Origin of the sequence: Streptomyces sp. NBC_01433 (assembly GCF_026340105.1) — a bacterium.
GTDB lineage: Bacteria > Actinomycetota > Actinomycetes > Streptomycetales > Streptomycetaceae > Streptomyces.
In genome coordinates this window covers 3,641,778-3,657,543 of record NZ_JAPEPM010000001.1, presented here as the reverse complement: position 1 = coordinate 3,657,543, position 15,766 = coordinate 3,641,778, and the positions used below count along the sequence as shown (strand labels likewise).

Here is a 15,766-nt window from a genome sequence, read left to right as displayed (position 1 = left end):
CTACACGGCGAACCCGGGCAGCTGTTCGGCGATCTTGGGCATGTCCAGGGCGCCCTGGCACACATCCAGCACGAACGTCTCCGCCTCGTCCACATCGAAGCTCGCGTTCAGCGGATGCCCGTTCATGTGCAGGAAGACCCAGGTCGCGTACCAGGCGATGCGCTTGTTGCCGTCCACCAGCGAGTGGTTGCGCGCCAGGGACTCCATCAGAGCCGCGGCCTTCTGCCACACGTCCGGATACGCGTCCTGGCCGAACACACTCGCCTGCGGCCTCGCCAGAGCCGAATCGAGCAGCCCGTAGTCGCGTACCTCGGCCGCTCCCAGTCGCTCCGCGAGGCTCAGCAGCTCGGGCAGCGTCAGGTACCGCATCAGGCGAGCCTCCGGTTGAGCTCCTCGCTCGCCTTCAGGACATGATCCGCAGCCTCATTGAAAAGCCGGGCGTGCTCGTTGATGGCGGTGATCACCGCCTCATGGGCGAACGACTGCATGCTCCGCCCCTCCGCCTCGGCGCGTGCGCGCAGCGCGTCCAGCTCTTCCTCGGTGAACCGCAGATTCAGACCAGCCATGGATCGATGGTACCGAGCGGTACCAGTCGGTGCCGCTACTTGACCCGCACGCGGGCCGCCACCCACGCCCCCACCAGCGCCACCCCCGCCATCGGCAGGAAGACCGCGGCGAACGCCCCCGGGTGCGAGCCGGACGCCCCCGACCCCACCGCCCCGTGCGCCGCCCCCATCGCCCCGCCGCCGAGCGCGGCGAAGGCGGCGCCCCCGGCGGCCAGCAGCAGGACGTTCGACAGACCGTCGGAGATCTGGAGCGCGGCGGAGTTGGACCCCGCCTCTTCGGGGGCCGACAGCTTCAGCAGCAGGACGCTCGTCGACGCGATGACCATGCCCATGCCGAAGCACCCGAAGGCCCACGCGACGGCGACGACCCAGACCGGCACGGCCTCGATCAGTACGGAGGGCGCGGCGGCGATCGACGCGGCGACCAGCACCATGCCGGTCACCATGAGCCGCTCCCGGTGCACCTCCAGGCGCGGCCGGGACTGCACGTACGAACCGAGCGCCCAGGTCGCACCGCCGACGGCGAGCGAGAGCCCGGCCATCGTCGGGGTCAGCCCGCGCTGGGTCACCAGCATCAGCGGTACGAAGGACTCGGCGGAGATGAACGAACCGGCGGAGATCCCCCGCAGCAGCACCACCGAAGGCAGTCCGCGCGCCGCGCGCACCGTGCCGTGCGGGAGCAGCCCGCGCACGGCCGGAACCAGCAGCGCGACCCCCGCGGCGGCGGGCAGCATGGCGAACCAGTTCAGCTCCTGCCCCGCGTACTGGAGCAGCCCCGCGCCCACCGAGATGCCGAGCGCGAGCCGGATGCGGCGGCGGTCGTACGGCGGGGCGGGCGCGTCCGGGTCCGCAGGGCCGGAGGCCATGCGACGGATCGCCGGGAGCGCCAGGGCGAGCGGGAAGACGATGAGTACGGGGATGCCGACGAAGACCCAGCGCCAGCCGAGGTGCTCGGTCACCGTTCCGGAGGCGAGCGGTCCGACGACGGAGGGGATCACCCAGCTCGCCGCGAAGGCGGCCATGATGGCGGGCCGGATCCTCTCCGGGTAGGCCCGCCCGATCACCACGTACAGGGCGACGATCACCAGTCCGCCGCCGAGCCCCTGGACGGCCCGGCCCGCGACGAACATCCACATGCCGCTCGCGGCGCCGGAGAGCAGCAGCCCGACCGCGAAGGCGCTGATTCCGGTGGCGAGCGGCCCGAGCGGGCCGCGCCGGTCGGCCCACTGCCCGGAGAGCACCATGGCGAACAGGCTGGTGGTGAAGTACGCGGAGAACGCGAACGCGTACAGCGGAATGCCGTTCAGCTCCCGCGCGGCGACCGGCATCGCGGTACCGACCGCGGTCGCCTCGAACGCGATCAGGAGCACGACGGAGACGATGCCGATGCTGAGCGCCCGGTAGGTCCGCCCGAGGACCCCTTCGCCTGCGTCGCCCGGGTCGCCGACGGCCACGTCGGATATCCGTTCCGGCATCGGGTCCGAGGTGGGGTGCTGCACAGGAGGCGCGACGTCGACGTCACGGGGTTCGGGGGCGGTCATGGCCCAAGCGTAAGGGGCAAGAAAACGTTTGAACCCTGTCGATGTACTGCCCCGGACTCATCCCTTGGTCGTAGGCCCGGCGGCTCCGGTCATGAACGGCGTATGGCAGTCGTATTGCGGCGCGCCCCAGCCCCTTGAGTTGCCGCCCCCGCCCGCCCTACGGTCGACAGCAGCAAGGGGAACACCCCGACGCACGACGCACCACACCCCGACCGTGTGCCCGAGAGGCTCAGGGGCTCGACTGCAACTCGAGTTACACCGGTTCGAATCCGGTCACGGTCTCCAGTTCCGCCGTACGCGATCCACGAGAAGAGGCCGCCCCGACCGGGGCGGCCTCTTCCGCGTGCGGGGCGTGGCGGGCCCTACAGCGGGCCGCAGCTCACCAGGGGGCGGGCTGCGGCCTGCGGGCGGACCGGCTACGGCAGGGGCTGAAGGTCCGGCTTCTCCGGCAGACCGCCGTTGTCCTCGCATCCGAGCTTCTTGGCCACGGCGAGCGACGCGGCATGGGCGAGAGTCAGGTTGGCGGCCAGATTCTCCGGGGCGGGCCCCCGGTCCTTCGCGTTCCCGAAGCCCCCCTTGATGCGCGCGGGCCGTTCCTTCGAGCCGTCGAGCTGCGGGCTGACGCATTCGAAGTTGATACGGGCCCCGACAGCCCCTGCCGTGGCCTCCTCGCCCATGGAGAACATGCGAGCGCCCCCGCGAAGGTCCGTGTCCCCCACATCCTGCGGCGCGTAGATCGAAAAATTGATCTTCACGTCGTCACGCCGGCCGGCGCCTTCCGCGCCCAGGACACAGAGGTCGGCGCCCGTCGCCCAGCTGCGGCCGGATTCGTGGCCCTTCTTGATCGCCTCGACCACCCGGTCGAGGCCCTTGCCGTCCGACCGGTCGAAGGACGTGGCGCCCGTGACGGTTTCGACGGTCTTCTCCAACGGACCGGCGAACACACCCCCGCACACTTCCCCGGCGCCCACGTACGGCGACTCCTCCTCCTCGGAACCGCACGCCACCGCGCCCGCCCCGACGGTCAGCACCAGCCCGATCACGGACAGCGCCCTCACCACTCGCACCCGATCCACGCCCTTTCTCACCGATCCTTCCGCCCCGGTCACAGCCCCAGGGATTACGGGACAGCCCTTACGGGCGTCAGCCGGGCTCGGGATCGTTGCCCTGCTGATTCTCGCGGTCGTTACCGGTCCCGTACCCGACCCGCATCGCTTCCTTGAGGTCCTGGCCCAGATCGCCGTCGGGATCGATGTGGTGCAGGGCCATGAACTGCTCCATGGGAGCCTCGGCCATCGATTCACCGCCTCTGTAGACAATTTTCCTCTGATCGTGGTTGAGCTCTTCGACCTTTTCCTTGCTCTTGTCCACAGAGTTGTCGGAGATGTCGCCGACGACCTGGCCGATGAGCTGTTCCGCGACCCCGCTCGCCGTGTCCGTCGCCAGCGGGATGAGAACGGCCGCTGTCCCCACCGCCGCGGTGACCGGCAGGAACGCGACACCGGCGGCGACCGCCGCACCGGCCCCGAACTCGACCCAGCCGGACCGCTTGGCCACGGCCTTCTCGTAGTCCTCGTGGGTCTTGAGGTTCGTCGCCTCGACCTGGTCGGCACGCGACTGGTCGAGCATGCCCTGCACCTCGGCGCCGACGTGCACGGCCGACCGGGCGGCGCCTTCCTTGATGTTCCCGTCCTGGTACTGCGCCTCCAGGACACTGGAGGTGTAGATCTGCTCGGCCTTGGAGACGGTGGCGTACGCGTCGGGGTGCTGACCCAGTGCGCTGAGGAAGCCGCGCGCGGCGTCCCGGCCGCCGTCCTTGCTGGCGAGGTCGGAGAAGTCGAGGTGTCCCTCGGGGTTCTTGGTCGGCGCGAACAGGCTGTCCGGGTTGTTCTTCTCCAGGGACCAGTTGATGTCGTCGATGTAGCCCGCGCCCATGTTCCCGAGGCTGTCGGCCATCGCCTCCTGCTGCTTGAGCAGGCCCGCGTCCGATCCGTACTTCTCCATCACCTGACGCATGACATCGGCGTTGTCCGCGTCCCGCACGATGGTGGCGTCCGGGCTGTCGTACGGATACCCGAGGGTCGCCGACTCCAGGGCGTGCCCCAGGGCGTCCGGCATGTAGTTGAGCGACCTCTTGAGCTCCTCCGGGTCGAGCGAGTCGACGTCTCCGTAGGACTCCCACTTCTCGTTCCCGAAGAAGTCGAGGTAGTTGTCGATCGCCTCGCCGTCCTTCTTGCCGAGGTCGGCCGTCGCGCCCTTGTTGACCGTGCCGTCCTCGTTGTACGCGGTCGGCGGATCGGTGAAGAAGTGCTTCGACGCGTCCGGGCTGTTCCCGAGGGCCTCCAGCATGGCGACCGACGGGTCGTAGCCGGAACCGTTCACTCCGGACGGGTTGAACGGGTTCTTGAAGGGGCTGTTCACCTGCTTGTTCTCGGCGAACATGTACGGGTCCTTCTGGTGCAGCTGCGCCACGTGCTCGGCGATCGGGTTGAGGAACTTCGCGTCGTAGTTCCCGTACCGCATGATGCCGCCGAGCAGCTGGTAGCCGAACGGCCCGTTGCTGTCGTACTTGGCCAGCGGGATGCGCTCGGTGCCGAGCTTGCGCAGCTCCGGCCCCCACTCGGCCGTGAACTTGGGGTCCTGCGAGGCGGTGGCCAGGTTGAGGCCCAGGTTCTTCTGGAGGTCCTGGACGTCCTTCAGGCGCTCCTTGTCGACCTTGCCGTAGTCGTACGTGTCGGTCGAGAGCTGCCCGAAGAACGCGAGGGCCTTCTCCGGGCCGAGCTTCTCGTAGAAGTTCTTCGAGAACTCCGGCGACTTGCTGTTGTCGTGCAGGAGTTCATTGAGCGCCGCAAGCTCGGTGTGATTGATGTCGCGGCCCTTGGAGACCAGGTCGGCGGCGCGGGCCGCTTCCTCCTGGTCGAGGTTCTGGTACTTCGGGGCGCTGAAGTCCTGACCCTCGGTGACGTTGGCCTCAAGGGCGTTCTTGAATGCCACGTCGGTGTCGTTGCAGTTGTCGACGATCAGGTCGATCTTCTTCTGCCACGCCTCGATGGACGCCCGCTGCTTGCTCAGGAGTAGGGGGTAATCCGGGTCGTGCCGCGCCGTTTTGTCATCCTCCAGCGGATGCCGGGCCGTCACCTTGCCCTGGGCGTCGACGTGGATGCCCGCGTCACGCCCCTCGACGTCCCGGATGTTCGCCAGGTCGTCCTTCGCCTTCTTGATGGCCGTGTGGGCGTCCTCCAGGATCAGCTTGACCCCCTTGGCCTCGGCGGCGGCGTCCTTGAACTCCTTGGCGGTCTTGCCGATGAACGCCTTGGTGATACCGGCGTTCTCGCCCTCCCACTCGGCCTTGTCCGCCTTGGTCTTCATCCCGTCATTGGCGTCCGTGGCCAGCTTGTCCAGCTTGGTGACCATCTCCGTCCAGTCGGTCACGGCCGTCTGGAGCTTGCCGATGGGCGCATCGACAATGTCTGCGTACTTCAGCACGTCAATTCCCCCGGGGATTACTTCAGATACTCATTGAGCTTGGAGACCGAGATCAGATCCCCGGCGATCTGGACATCGTCCTTCTGGAGCGAAGACGTCGTGTAATTGAGGTGATTCGAAATCTGCGCACACGCGTCGAGCAACGTCTTCAGATGCGTGTTCCACCGGTCATGGACCTTCAAAAGCCCCGACCCGCTCTCGAAGTTCCCGTTGGTGAGCGCGATGGCCGCGTCGAACGTGGAGGGGCGGGCATGATCACCGTCCTTCGACACCCGGGTCCGCAGACCGTACGCCTCGTGCCCGATAGCACCCAGGTTGTCCTTGTTCACCGCAAGATCCGCGGTAACCGGCCCGCCGGAACCTCCCGGCTCCGCCGGTACACCGTTCAGCCGCATATCGACCCGTTGCGTCGATTCGGCACGAAGCGTCGCCCATTCTGAGTCGAACGTCACGTAATCCCCCGTACTCAATCCCAGATGCCACCGAAGCCAGCCGCTCCGCTACCAATGACGCCCACGCTAGCGGCTCAGTTTCGGCCAAGTCACCTCAAGACGAGATCACTTTCCGCCCCAAACGCATAAAGCGAGGCAGACAGTTCCATTTCCGATGACCGTTCTACGGCGCGCCGCCTTCCCCCGGAGCGCACCGCTCCACCATTCCGCCCACACCGCGCTCACCACTCTCACCCGGAGCCCGGCCCAGCACCCGACCGAACACCACCCCGGCCCGCGCACCCCAGGCCGACCGACCACCCGGAAGCCCCCGGGCAGCCCGCCCTCGCCAGACCGGCGTCCCGCCCCGACCGGTCGGCCGCGTCCTCGCCCCGGCTGACCGGCTCGCGGACGCACGGCCCTCCGGGAAACCTGTACAACCGGCTGAGGCCACCCGGTCCGGGCCGGCCTCCCCGCCTTACGGACTCAGCCCCACAAGGCGTACGGCAAGGCCTGAAGGTCCGGATCCAGCTTCTCGGGCAACCCGCCGTTGTTCTCGCATTGAGCTTCTTGGCGAGGGCGAGGAATGCGGCATGAAGCACGGTCGGATTGGCCACCGGGTTCTCCACCGCGTCACCTCGGTTCGCGGCACCTCCCAATCCCCCGTGAATCCGTGCCGGCCAGTTCCTCGAACCGTCGAATTCCGGGCTGACCCACTCGAAACAGAGACCGGCCACACGGGTACGGGCCACCGCTTCCTTACCCAAGGGAAACAGTCGAGTTCCCTCGGGGAGGCATGGATGGTGGTGTACGTGGCAGCGGGCCGGTGCGGACAGCTGTCTCGGCAACCGTGGGGAACACGACCCGAGCTCGGGCTGTGTGATGATCGGAATCATGCAGCGCCCGGAGCACCGCAAAAAGGAAATCGACGGCCTCACACAGCGTGAGCTGCTGCGCCTGGCCTTCCGGGGCATGGCAATCCAGGCGTGGTCGGACGTGACGAACAACGCCGAACGGCGCGCGCCGGAGAAGGCGGGCCCGCGCCGCTGGGGCGTGGTTCGGGGCTCGCGGTTTCGCGACGGCGCCTGCGACAACGGCGTCCTGCTCCGCGTCGCGCGCGCTGACGTCGCATGATCAACGCCGACGCCTTTCTGGAGACTCTCGCGACAAGCGGCCTGCCGCCCCTGCGCGGCCGGCGGCACGTCGGCGACGACTTCCGCGCCGACGTCGTAACCCGCGATCTGGGGCCCCTGAGGCTGGCCGAGCTGGTGACCCCGGAGGGCGAGTGCTTCCGGGACGCGCGGTCCGCCCGCGACGCCGACAGCGAGCTGTGGCAGATCGAGCTGGTGACACGGGGATGGGTACGTGCCGAGCAGGGCGGCAGCACCGCTGTACTGGGGCCCGCCGACCTGGTCCTGATCGACCCGGTGCGGCCGGTCCGGTTCGCCAGCACCGCGACCACACACGTGACCATGCTGGTACCGCGGCGCTCACTGCGGCTCGGACCGGACGACGCCGCCCGGCTGGCCGGAGTGCGTATTCGCGGTGACTGCGGCCCCGGAGCCCTGGTGTCCTCGCTCGCACGGGACATGGCGCGATCCCTGGACGGGTTCCGTGCCGACGAGGCGGACAGGTCGGCGGCCGCGGTGATCGAGCTGATCTCGGTGGCGCTCTCGGCCCAGCTGGGCAATTCACGTCCGGTTGCCGACGAGGCGTTGCGCACCCGGATCGTCGGCTTCATCGAGGCGAGGCTGTCCGACCCGGATCTCGCCCCGGCGAAGGTGGCCGCGGCGCACCACATGTCCGTGCGCCGACTGCACAAGCTCTTCGAGAACCAGCCTCTGACGGTGGCGGCCCTGATTCGCCGGCGGCGCCTGGAGCGGTGCCGCGCGGACCTGGCCGGAACCAATCGCACGGTCGCAGCCGTCGCCGCCAACTGGGGGTTCGCCGATCCGGCGCACTTCAGCCGGCTGTTCAAGGCCACCTACGGGTACAAGGCGGTGGCGCTCACGTCCAACAACCGTGCGCAGATAGTCAATGCGTCCGCCGCCCGGCACGCAGAGGATGGTGACTGAAAGCGTAGAAAGCAGAAAGGCAATCACATGGAACAGTCGGTCGAATCGATGAGCGCCATCCCGGCCCGGATGAACGAGGGCTGGAATCACGGTGACGCCTCCGCGTTCGTCGCCGATTTCGCGGATGACGCCGAGCTCGTGGACTTCGAGGGAACCGTTCACAAGGGACGCGAGGCGGTAATCGCATTCAATCAGCCGCTCTTCGACACCGTACTGAAGGGTTCCCGGCTGGTGCGGAGCGAGGTGCTGTTCGCCCGGATCGTCCGCCCGGGATGGGGCGTGGTGCACCACCGCGTCGGCATGGTGATGCCGGGCGAGCAGGAGCCGCTGTCGAGCCGCTACTTCATGCAGCTGCTCGCGGTCGTATGGCAGACCGACCGCTGGCAGGTCGCGACGCTGCAGAACGCGCGCCTGATCTCGTTGGAGACCGCGATGGCCCTGGACGCCCAGGCCGCCGCCGGGTAAGGCACGATGCCCGGGTAGACGTGCACGAGATCGTCGGCCGGGTCGGCGAAGGGACTCCCGGCGTCACCCGGTCAATGGCGGTCGGCGGCGCCGGGCACCAATCCGGCCGCAAGCCGCGGACCGCTGGCTTCGGCAGGTTTCTCCTGCCCATCGAGACGGCCCCGCCCCTCGAAAAAGGTTCAGCGTCAGTCGTCCCGATCGATGTCAACCATCTCGGCCGGTCGCAGCCGGGCTCCCCGCTGCTCAACCGGCCGAGTAAAACACTCACCGGCCACCTGAACCGCTAGGTCACAACTGAGCCGAAGCACGATGGCTGTCACCGGGACGACACGCCGTCCGTCACCAGCAGCGCGCAAGCACGGACGCCCAACAGCCCCGGCGGATCGAACTGCGTCAGAACCCGTGCGCCGAGCCGTGGCGCGCCTCGCTTCAACCGGTCACAGACCGGTGACGTCCCGGGCCTTTTTCAGCACGGAGCCGAGCGCGTCCACTGCGGCGTCCTGCCGCCTCGCGCGCGCCGCCCGGTCCGCCGGTACCAGCCGCGCGGCAACCTGCACGGCATAGGCGTCCGGGTCGCCGAAAGCAGTCCGCGGGTGCTCTCCCGTATCCGCGCAGTGTGTCGTGACTTCCTTGACCGCCTGGAGCACCACTGCCCGGTCCACGCCCGGCTGCATGGCCAGCCGTACCTGGAAACGAGCCATCCACTTCTCGCGGTCCTTCTCCCTCGCCGCGTCCGTCGTCAGGTCCTTCGTCGCCACGTGCCCTCCTGGGTAATCGGCAGCTGTCCGTCAAGGGGTCAGACGCCTGGGTATCGACATGGGTTCCACAAGAAAGAACCTGATGAGTCCCAGGTGACTACGTGAGCCACACTGGCCCTACTGGCCCGGTCGACTGTCACAGAACGTCACAGGTCACGGGTTCTGGCACAGCTTCCAGCCCCGCCCCGCGCGGAGGCCCTGGTGACAGACCTCCTGCCTCAGTGACGGCTATCGCGCTTCAGCTCGTGTACATCGGTGGCCTACTCCGCAGCGGCGTCGAGCTACCTCTTGACCATGCCGACCTTGCCCCGCGCTGCGCCGGCGGCTTCGCCTTCCCAGTCGTAGTCCCACAGCCGCTTCTCGCCCGTGGTCTCGAACTTCCGCTCCGCCGCCTTGAACTTTCCCGGAAGATTGCGCCACTTCACAACACAGTCATTACGCGCGCATGTTGAACGTCCTGCAGATCCCGGACGCGAATTCAGGCGCGGGGCCCTTGGCCCGGAGCCCCGCCGTAGGGCGTGCTGGGGTCAGGCTGACTCTGAGGCGGCGTGTAGCCCGGGTACGGAGGTTGGGCCTGCGGCTGCTGCTGGTAAGCGGGCGACGCCTGCCCTGGGTACTGCGGTGGATACGGGGCAGCCGGCGGTGCCGCGGCTGCGTTTCGGCGACGCGACCGGACGGCCACCACCGCCACACCGGCCCCAACAAGAACGGCCGCACCTACGCCCAGGCCGATCCAAAGACCGGCGTTGCTGCCACCGTCCCCGTCAGCCGCCGGAGCGGCAGCGGCGGGGTCATCGTCGTTCTTCTCGGAACTCCCCGTGGCCTTCGAGGGCTTGGCAGAAGGAGCCGGACTCTCGGCAGCCGCAAGGTCGGGAAGCGGATACTCATCGGCGGGGCCAGGGTCGCCCGGGGTCTTCAGAGCGATGCGGGGTCGGACGATGCCATAGCCGATGGCATCGGTGCGCTCATCGCCACTGACCGGCCCACCGGCCGTGTTGAGCATGACGCGCAGGACCTGGTTATTGGTCCAGTCGGGGTGCTTGGACCAAATCAGGGCGGCGGAGGCGGAGGCAATGGCAGTTGCATCGCTGGTGCCATGTCCTTTACATACACCGGTTTCACCCGCACAGGCGTAGACGATTTCTTCACCGGGGGCAGAAAGGTCCACCTGTGATCCGAATTGTGACTCTTTCGTCTTCTTGAGGTCCTTGCCGATGGCGCCGACCCCGACCACTCCAGGTGTCCCAGCTGGATATTCCACAAAATTGCCAGAGTCGCCGCTGTTTCCAGCAGCTGCAAAGATCAACACATCCTTCTCTAGCGCATACTTCACAGCATCCGACACGGCCTGAGAATTATTTTTCCGCCCCAAGGACATGTTGATGACTTTAGCCCCGTGATCAACGGCATAACGAATGGCCTTGGGAGCCGTCCGGCTGAACTCCCGCTCGGATGCAGCTTGGTTGGCTGCATCCGTGGACTTCGGCATGCGAATCGGGAGAATCTTAACTCCAGGCGCAAGACCAAAGGCGCCATCCCCGCCATAGCTCTCACCCGTACCGGCGATAATGCCCGCCATGCCGGTGCCGTGGCCGTTGTAGTCGTCGAACTCATCTCCTGGAATATCTTTCTCCAGATTGAGTCCCTTGATTACCTGGCCTCGAAGGTCGCCATTGGTGGAATCCACTCCCGAGTCGATGACAGCAACAGTGATACCTTTCCCCGTGCTCACCTTCCACATCTCCTCAGCCTGCATGGCATCAAGATGCCACTGCTTGGAGCGCACAGATTCTGCGTGAGCCGGGGCGGTTGCAGCGCCTACCAGCAAAAGCCCGAGTGTGACGGAAACCGCGGTACGAAAGCAGGCCACTCCCGCACTACTACTGGTAAGCATCTGATCCCTTTTCCAGGTTATTACTGGTCAGTCGATAACCGGCGGAACAATACGGCGACCGCCCTGCTGCCAGGTCTCTTCGTCCTCAATGAGATAGTCAGGCCGCTCACTTCCTTCATCCCGACGTGAATCACCCGGACGCCGCGAAGCAGCGGCGCCACCGCGCCCGACTGGGCCAGTGCCGCGAGACCCTTCACCGGACGCGCCACCACGTACCAGTCCCGTGCCCCCGGGTGTGAACGGGCGAGCGTTGCCGTGCCCCGGCTGCTGTGGGCGGCCGCCTACCACTCCGCCGGTCTCACCAGCGAGACGGCGACCGCCGACAATTCCGCTCTGTCCGCCACCGGCGGCGCCGCCCATACCTGGGCCATGTCCCATCGGCGCACGGCCAGTGTGCGTTCCCTCGTTGCCGATCACGTTCCCGCGGGGAAGCCCGCCCATCGGCCGGCCTGAAGTCTGCGGCACAGGACGTCCACCGACGATGCCGGGGCCAGGGGGCCGGGCACCAGGACCACTGGGGTTAGTCGGCCCGGCAGTGGGCATGGGAGGTCGTATGCCACCCGGCAGCCCGCGCCCACTGCTCGTCGTGGGCGGAGCGATCAGGCTGACGTTGGGAAACGCCGTTGGAGACGGCGGGAAACCGGTCTCGGGCTTGACCGAGCTCGGAACGCTCGGTGTGGTGGTCGGCGGAAGCGTCGGAGTGTCCGGCAACGTGACCACTCCATCGATCTCCATATCGACCGGCTGTGAAACGGTGGGCCGAATCGGGACTCCAGGAGTGTCAGCGGAGGAAGCGTGCGCAGTCACACCACCCGAGCTGTCAAAACTCTGGCCTTGCGGGCCTGAGACATGTCCAGCACCGCCGACAGCCGCCCCTATGCCACGCCCAACATTCTCGCTCTGCCCACGCCCTTCCTCAGGTGGTGCAGAGATCGCCTCCGGCGGCGGCGGGAACACCGGCTTCTCCAGGCCCTTCATCTGCGATGACGAGAACGCATACGACTCCGCCAGCTTCCGCATCTGCGCGGCCGCTTCCTGGCGGTTAGCCTCCTTGTCCGCGATCAAGGTCGCCGCGGCCTCCTGCGCGACCAACGACGCGTCCGGGTCGTTGCGCGCTTCCTTGGCCGCTGCCAGGTTCGCCGCCGCGCCGGCGTGGGTTCGGGGGATCGCCACCTGTGCCGAGGCGATCGCTTCCGAGGCCCTGGTCAGCCACTTCGAGGCGTCGGCGCTGTAATCGCCCAGGCGCAGGGTCGAGTTGGCCAGGTCCGCGCTCCAGGTGCGGAAGGCATCGGCGCCCTCGCCCTTCCACTCCACCATCTGCGGGCGGATCTTCAGGTCGGCCGCGATCTTGCGGATCTCCGTAGCCGCGCTCAGCAGTCGGTCGGCCGCCCCCTGAACGGCCCCGCTGTTCGCCTGGTCCAGCCAGGCCAGCATCTGCTCATGCGACATGCCCTCGAACGACGTCGTTCCCATATCCAGCCCCCGCTATCCCCGTGTCATGCCATTGATCGTCGTTGTCATCAGATGCCGTCACCGGTGGACTCGGTGGACGTGGGCGCCGGTGTCGGCTTGCCATCCTGCTTCGACGGGTCGTAGGCACCGCCGTAGTGCTCCGTCGCGTCCTCGCTGATCGCCAGCATGCGGCGCCGGATGTCGATGTCGAGGTTCTCGTAGCCGTTGTGGGAGGCGAGTACCGCGATACCCATGCCCTCTATGGAGTCCGAGAGCAGCTTCGACAGGGTCTCCAGCTCGGTGATGACCGTGTTGTACGTCGTGTACAGGCCGGCGGCCTCGGCCCAGCTGGGGTCGCCGAACTCGGCCTTGCCGACCGGGTCTTCGCCCAGCTTGTTCGGGGCGGCTGAGGACGCCTTGAGGTCCGTCAGCAGCTCGTCGATCCGATCGCGGAACTTCGTGAATGACGACAGTTCGGTGACCAGTTCGCCGACCACGTTGTGCGCGGCCCCGATGATCGACCCGAACGGCATCGCCGCGAATCCCGCCACGGCAGCCTCATGCGGCTCCACAGCACCCTCCCCCGTTTACAGCTGGCTACAGCTCTGGGGATCACTTTAGTCAGCATGACTGACAACTCGCATCCCTGGGTTGCACGTGCAACGCGAATCACATCGTCAATTGGCCATTCAGGACCTGGGTGTTGCCACCGCCGCCTGCGGCCGGACGGGCAGGCGGTTGACGGGGCGGCCGGTTGCCGAACGGACGGCGGCGGCCACCGCTGCCGGGGAGGTCACGACGGGGACGGCCGAGACCGGCTTGGCGCCGAAGGGGGCCACGACGTCGCGTTCTTCGATCAGTTTGACGATGCGAATGTCTGGAGCGTCCAGAGAAGTCGGAAGCGCGTACCCCGTGAGGTCGGGATGGCGGATCAGGCCGCGGGCGGTGCGGAGATTCTCCGTGAGGGCCGCGCCGATGCCCTGGGTGATGCCCGCCTCGATACGGATGGCCAGCTGGGCGGGGTTGAGGATCCGGCCCACGTCCTGGGCGACCGCCATCTCGACCACTCGGATCGAGCCGAGCTCGATGTCGACGTCCACCACCGCGCGGATCGCGCAGAAGGCGAGGCCGACGAACGCGTCGCCCTGGCCGGAATCGTCGAGCGGTTCGGTGGGGTGGGGGCGGCACTGGGCAGTGGCCCAGAGTTCCTTGCCGTCCATGGCCTCCGTGACCGTCGTGGACAGGACACCGTCGTACGAGGTGATCTTGCCGTCGGCGATCTGGAGGAGCTCGGTGGACATCCCGAACTTGTGGGCCAGCGGCTGGAGGAGCTGGGTACGGACCATTTTGGCGGCCCGTTCCACCGCGCCACCCGAGACCCAGGTGTGGCGGCCGTGCGTCGCCGGGCCGGCCGGGGGCTGGTCGGTGTCGACCGAGGCGACGTGGACCTCTTCGATGCCCAGGGTCTCCTGGACGATCTGGCGGGCCAGCGTGGTGAATCCCTGGCCGGTTTCCACCGCCGCGCAGATGACCGTGGCGATGCCGTCGTGCACCCGGACCGTGGCCGTGGAGACCTCGTCCGTTCCCTCGGCGCCCAGCATGTGGACCATGCCCACCGCGTAACCGACACCGCGGCGTACGGCGCCGGGCTCGCCCGCGCCCTCAGGGCCGCCGGGGAGCAGCCAGTCGTCCTCAGGGGAGTCCTTGGGCAGCGCGGGCAGCGGGAAGTCCCGTACGGCGCCCAGGAGTTCCGCCACGGGGGCCGGGCAGGTCACCGTCTGGCCGGTGGGCAGGATGTCGCCGGTGGACAGGGCGTTGCGCAGACGCAGTTCCGCCGGGTCCAGGCCCAGCTTGGCGGCCAGCTTGTCCATCTGGCCCTCGTACGCGGCGCAGACCTGCATCGCGCCCTCGCCGCGCACATGGCCGGAGGGCGGGTTGTTCGTACGGACCGCCCAGCCCTCGATGAAGGCGTGCGGGACGACGTACGGGCCGCAGGCGAAGGCCACGGCCGCGGCCAGGGATTCGGACGAGGAGTCGGCGTACGCGCCCGCGTCCAGCAGGATCTGGGCCTCCACCTTGACCAGCCGGCCCTCCGCGTCCGCGTGGTGGCGGTAGCGCAGCAGCGTCGGGTGGCGATGTGCGTGGCCGAGGAAGGACTCCTCGCGGGTGGCGGCCAGTTTCACCGGGCAGCCGGTGCGCAGGGCGAGCAGGCCGAGCGGGATCTGGAAGCCCGGGTCCTCGCGGTCACCGGTCGCGCCGGGGACGCCCGTCACGACGATCTTCACCCGGTCCGCGGCCAGGCCGAAGCAGGCGGCGGCCAGGTCGCGGTCGGTGTGCGGGTCGGTGGACGCCGTGTAGATCTCCACGCCGCCGTCGGGCCGGGGCACGGCGAGTCCGGCCTCCGCGCCGATCGGGGCCGGGTCCTGGCGGCCGATGCGGTAGAGGCCCTCGACGATGACGTCGCCGGTGGCCTCCGCGTCGCCGTAGCGCAGCGGGATGTGGCGGATGAGGTTGCCGTCGGGGTGCAGGGGCTCCGCGGCGAACGCCTTCTCCGGGTCCGTGACCGGTTCCAGGACCTCGTACTCGACGGCGATCGCCGCAGCGGCCAGGCGCGCCGTGTCCGGGTGGTCCGCGGCGACCGCGGCGATCGGCTCACCGTGGTGGCGTACCAGGTCGGACGCGAACACCGGGCGGTCGACGACCTGTCGGCCGTATGCGCTGTCCCCCGGCACGTCCTCGTGCGTGACGACGGCGCGCACCCCCGGCATCTCCGCCGCGGCGGAGGTGTCGATGGACAGGATCCGGGCATGCGGGTGCGGCGAGCGCAGCACGGCCGCCCACAGCAGGCCCTCGGCCCACAGGTCGGCCGCGTACGGGAAGGTGCCCTCGGTCTTGGCGCGGGCGTCGGCGGGTGGGAGGGAGGCCCCGAGGCCGATCGCGGGCGGCTCCTCGTCCGGGCCGGGGCCGCTGCCCGCGACGTCGATCCTGGGCAGGCTGGTGCTGGTCGCGTTGGCCGCGGTGGCTGCGTCGCTGCTCACGCCGCCTCCTTGTCGTTCGCCCCGCTGCGGCGGCAGCGGATGGTGACCTGTGGTGTCGCG

The 15,766-nt window shown here is 68.3% G+C and carries 15 protein-coding genes and 1 tRNA gene; 4 read left to right on the top strand and 12 right to left on the bottom strand.

From position 1 onward, the window contains the following. Genes OG413_RS16540 through OG413_RS16530 form a run of 3 tightly spaced genes read right to left on the bottom strand, consistent with a single transcriptional unit; the run spans position 1 to position 2,107 of the window. Entirely contained in the window at positions 1–369 is a 369-nt protein-coding gene (locus tag OG413_RS16540; protein ID WP_266806338.1) for a type II toxin-antitoxin system death-on-curing family toxin, read from the bottom strand. Continuing rightward, positions 369–566, bottom strand: a complete 198-nt coding sequence (locus OG413_RS16535; RefSeq protein WP_266806336.1) for an Arc family DNA-binding protein — start codon at positions 564–566, stop codon at positions 369–371. Before OG413_RS16535 ends, OG413_RS16540 begins: the two co-directional genes overlap by 1 nt. 35 nt (positions 567–601) lie before the next feature. After that, positions 602–2,107, bottom strand: a complete 1,506-nt coding sequence (locus OG413_RS16530) for an MFS transporter (protein ID WP_266806334.1) — start codon at positions 2,105–2,107, stop codon at positions 602–604. A 210-nt stretch (positions 2,108–2,317) separates the two neighbouring features. Here OG413_RS16530 and OG413_RS16525 point away from each other — a divergent pair. Then, positions 2,318–2,392, top strand: a tRNA-Cys gene (locus tag OG413_RS16525). 131 nt (positions 2,393–2,523) lie between these two features. On the opposite strand, the gene OG413_RS16520 is transcribed toward OG413_RS16525, so the two are convergent. The 3 genes from OG413_RS16520 to OG413_RS16510 form a co-directional block, all read right to left on the bottom strand. Beyond that, positions 2,524–3,183, bottom strand: a complete 660-nt coding sequence (locus tag OG413_RS16520; protein WP_266806332.1) for a hypothetical protein — start codon at positions 3,181–3,183, stop codon at positions 2,524–2,526. A 67-nt stretch (positions 3,184–3,250) separates the two neighbouring features. Next, complete coding sequence (locus tag OG413_RS16515; RefSeq protein ID WP_266806330.1) at positions 3,251–5,593, bottom strand: hypothetical protein; 2,343 nt, start codon at positions 5,591–5,593, stop codon at positions 3,251–3,253. 17 nt (positions 5,594–5,610) lie between these two features. Then, positions 5,611–6,045: a hypothetical protein gene (locus OG413_RS16510; RefSeq protein ID WP_266806328.1), complete on the bottom strand. Its 435-nt coding sequence runs from the start codon at positions 6,043–6,045 to the stop codon at positions 5,611–5,613. A gap of 873 nt (positions 6,046–6,918) precedes the next feature. Here OG413_RS16510 and OG413_RS16505 point away from each other — a divergent pair. The 3 genes from OG413_RS16505 to OG413_RS16495 are packed head-to-tail and all read left to right on the top strand — an operon-like array spanning position 6,919 to position 8,564. Continuing rightward, a complete protein-coding gene (locus OG413_RS16505) occupies positions 6,919–7,158 on the top strand; it encodes a hypothetical protein (RefSeq protein ID WP_266806326.1) in 240 nt (79 codons plus the stop codon). Next, on the top strand, positions 7,155–8,099 hold the full coding sequence (locus OG413_RS16500; RefSeq protein WP_266806324.1) for a helix-turn-helix domain-containing protein: 945 nt from the start codon (positions 7,155–7,157) through the stop codon (positions 8,097–8,099). Before OG413_RS16505 ends, OG413_RS16500 begins: the two co-directional genes overlap by 4 nt. A 27-nt stretch (positions 8,100–8,126) precedes the next feature. Next, positions 8,127–8,564 carry an SgcJ/EcaC family oxidoreductase gene (locus OG413_RS16495; RefSeq protein ID WP_266806322.1) on the top strand — a complete coding sequence of 146 codons (438 nt, stop codon included), beginning with the start codon at positions 8,127–8,129 and terminating at the stop codon, positions 8,562–8,564. 437 nt (positions 8,565–9,001) lie between these two features. On the opposite strand, the gene OG413_RS16490 is transcribed toward OG413_RS16495, so the two are convergent. The 6 genes from OG413_RS16490 to OG413_RS16465 all read right to left on the bottom strand — a co-directional run bounded on the left by OG413_RS16490 (position 9,002) and on the right by OG413_RS16465 (position 15,706). Further along, positions 9,002–9,322: a hypothetical protein gene (locus tag OG413_RS16490; RefSeq protein ID WP_266806320.1), complete on the bottom strand. Its 321-nt coding sequence runs from the start codon at positions 9,320–9,322 to the stop codon at positions 9,002–9,004. Positions 9,323–9,603: 281 nt separating this feature from the next. Further along, positions 9,604–9,747, bottom strand: a complete 144-nt coding sequence (locus tag OG413_RS16485) for a hypothetical protein (RefSeq protein WP_266806318.1) — start codon at positions 9,745–9,747, stop codon at positions 9,604–9,606. A 53-nt stretch (positions 9,748–9,800) separates the two neighbouring features. Further along, a complete protein-coding gene (gene mycP / locus OG413_RS16480; RefSeq protein WP_323137867.1) occupies positions 9,801–11,108 on the bottom strand; it encodes a type VII secretion-associated serine protease mycosin in 1,308 nt (435 codons plus the stop codon). 135 nt (positions 11,109–11,243) lie between these two features. Continuing rightward, a complete protein-coding gene (locus OG413_RS16475; RefSeq protein ID WP_266806314.1) occupies positions 11,244–12,689 on the bottom strand; it encodes a WXG100 family type VII secretion target in 1,446 nt (481 codons plus the stop codon). A gap of 47 nt (positions 12,690–12,736) precedes the next feature. Beyond that, the gene (locus OG413_RS16470; protein WP_266806312.1) at positions 12,737–13,240 is read right to left on the bottom strand and encodes a hypothetical protein; all 504 of its coding nucleotides are present in this window, start codon (positions 13,238–13,240) and stop codon (positions 12,737–12,739) included. 117 nt (positions 13,241–13,357) lie between these two features. Continuing rightward, entirely contained in the window at positions 13,358–15,706 is a 2,349-nt protein-coding gene (locus tag OG413_RS16465) for a xanthine dehydrogenase family protein molybdopterin-binding subunit (RefSeq protein ID WP_266806310.1), read from the bottom strand. Between the last annotated feature and the right edge of the window lie 60 nt (positions 15,707–15,766).

What these genes read in the sequence shown, in the direction of transcription:
- OG413_RS16540 (WP_266806338.1), bottom strand. Translation starts at nt 369, where the DNA reads ATGCGGTACCTGACGCTGCCCGAGCTGCTGAGCCTCGCGGAGCGACTG.
- OG413_RS16535 (WP_266806336.1), bottom strand. Translation starts at nt 566, where the DNA reads ATGGCTGGTCTGAATCTGCGGTTCACCGAGGAAGAGCTGGACGCGCTG.
- OG413_RS16500 (WP_266806324.1), top strand. Translation starts at nt 7,155, where the DNA reads ATGATCAACGCCGACGCCTTTCTGGAGACTCTCGCGACAAGCGGCCTG.
- OG413_RS16475 (WP_266806314.1), bottom strand. Translation starts at nt 12,689, where the DNA reads ATGGGAACGACGTCGTTCGAGGGCATGTCGCATGAGCAGATGCTGGCC.
- OG413_RS16505 (WP_266806326.1), top strand. Translation starts at nt 6,919, where the DNA reads ATGCAGCGCCCGGAGCACCGCAAAAAGGAAATCGACGGCCTCACACAG.
- OG413_RS16530 (WP_266806334.1), bottom strand. Translation starts at nt 2,107, where the DNA reads ATGACCGCCCCCGAACCCCGTGACGTCGACGTCGCGCCTCCTGTGCAG.
- OG413_RS16495 (WP_266806322.1), top strand. Translation starts at nt 8,127, where the DNA reads ATGGAACAGTCGGTCGAATCGATGAGCGCCATCCCGGCCCGGATGAAC.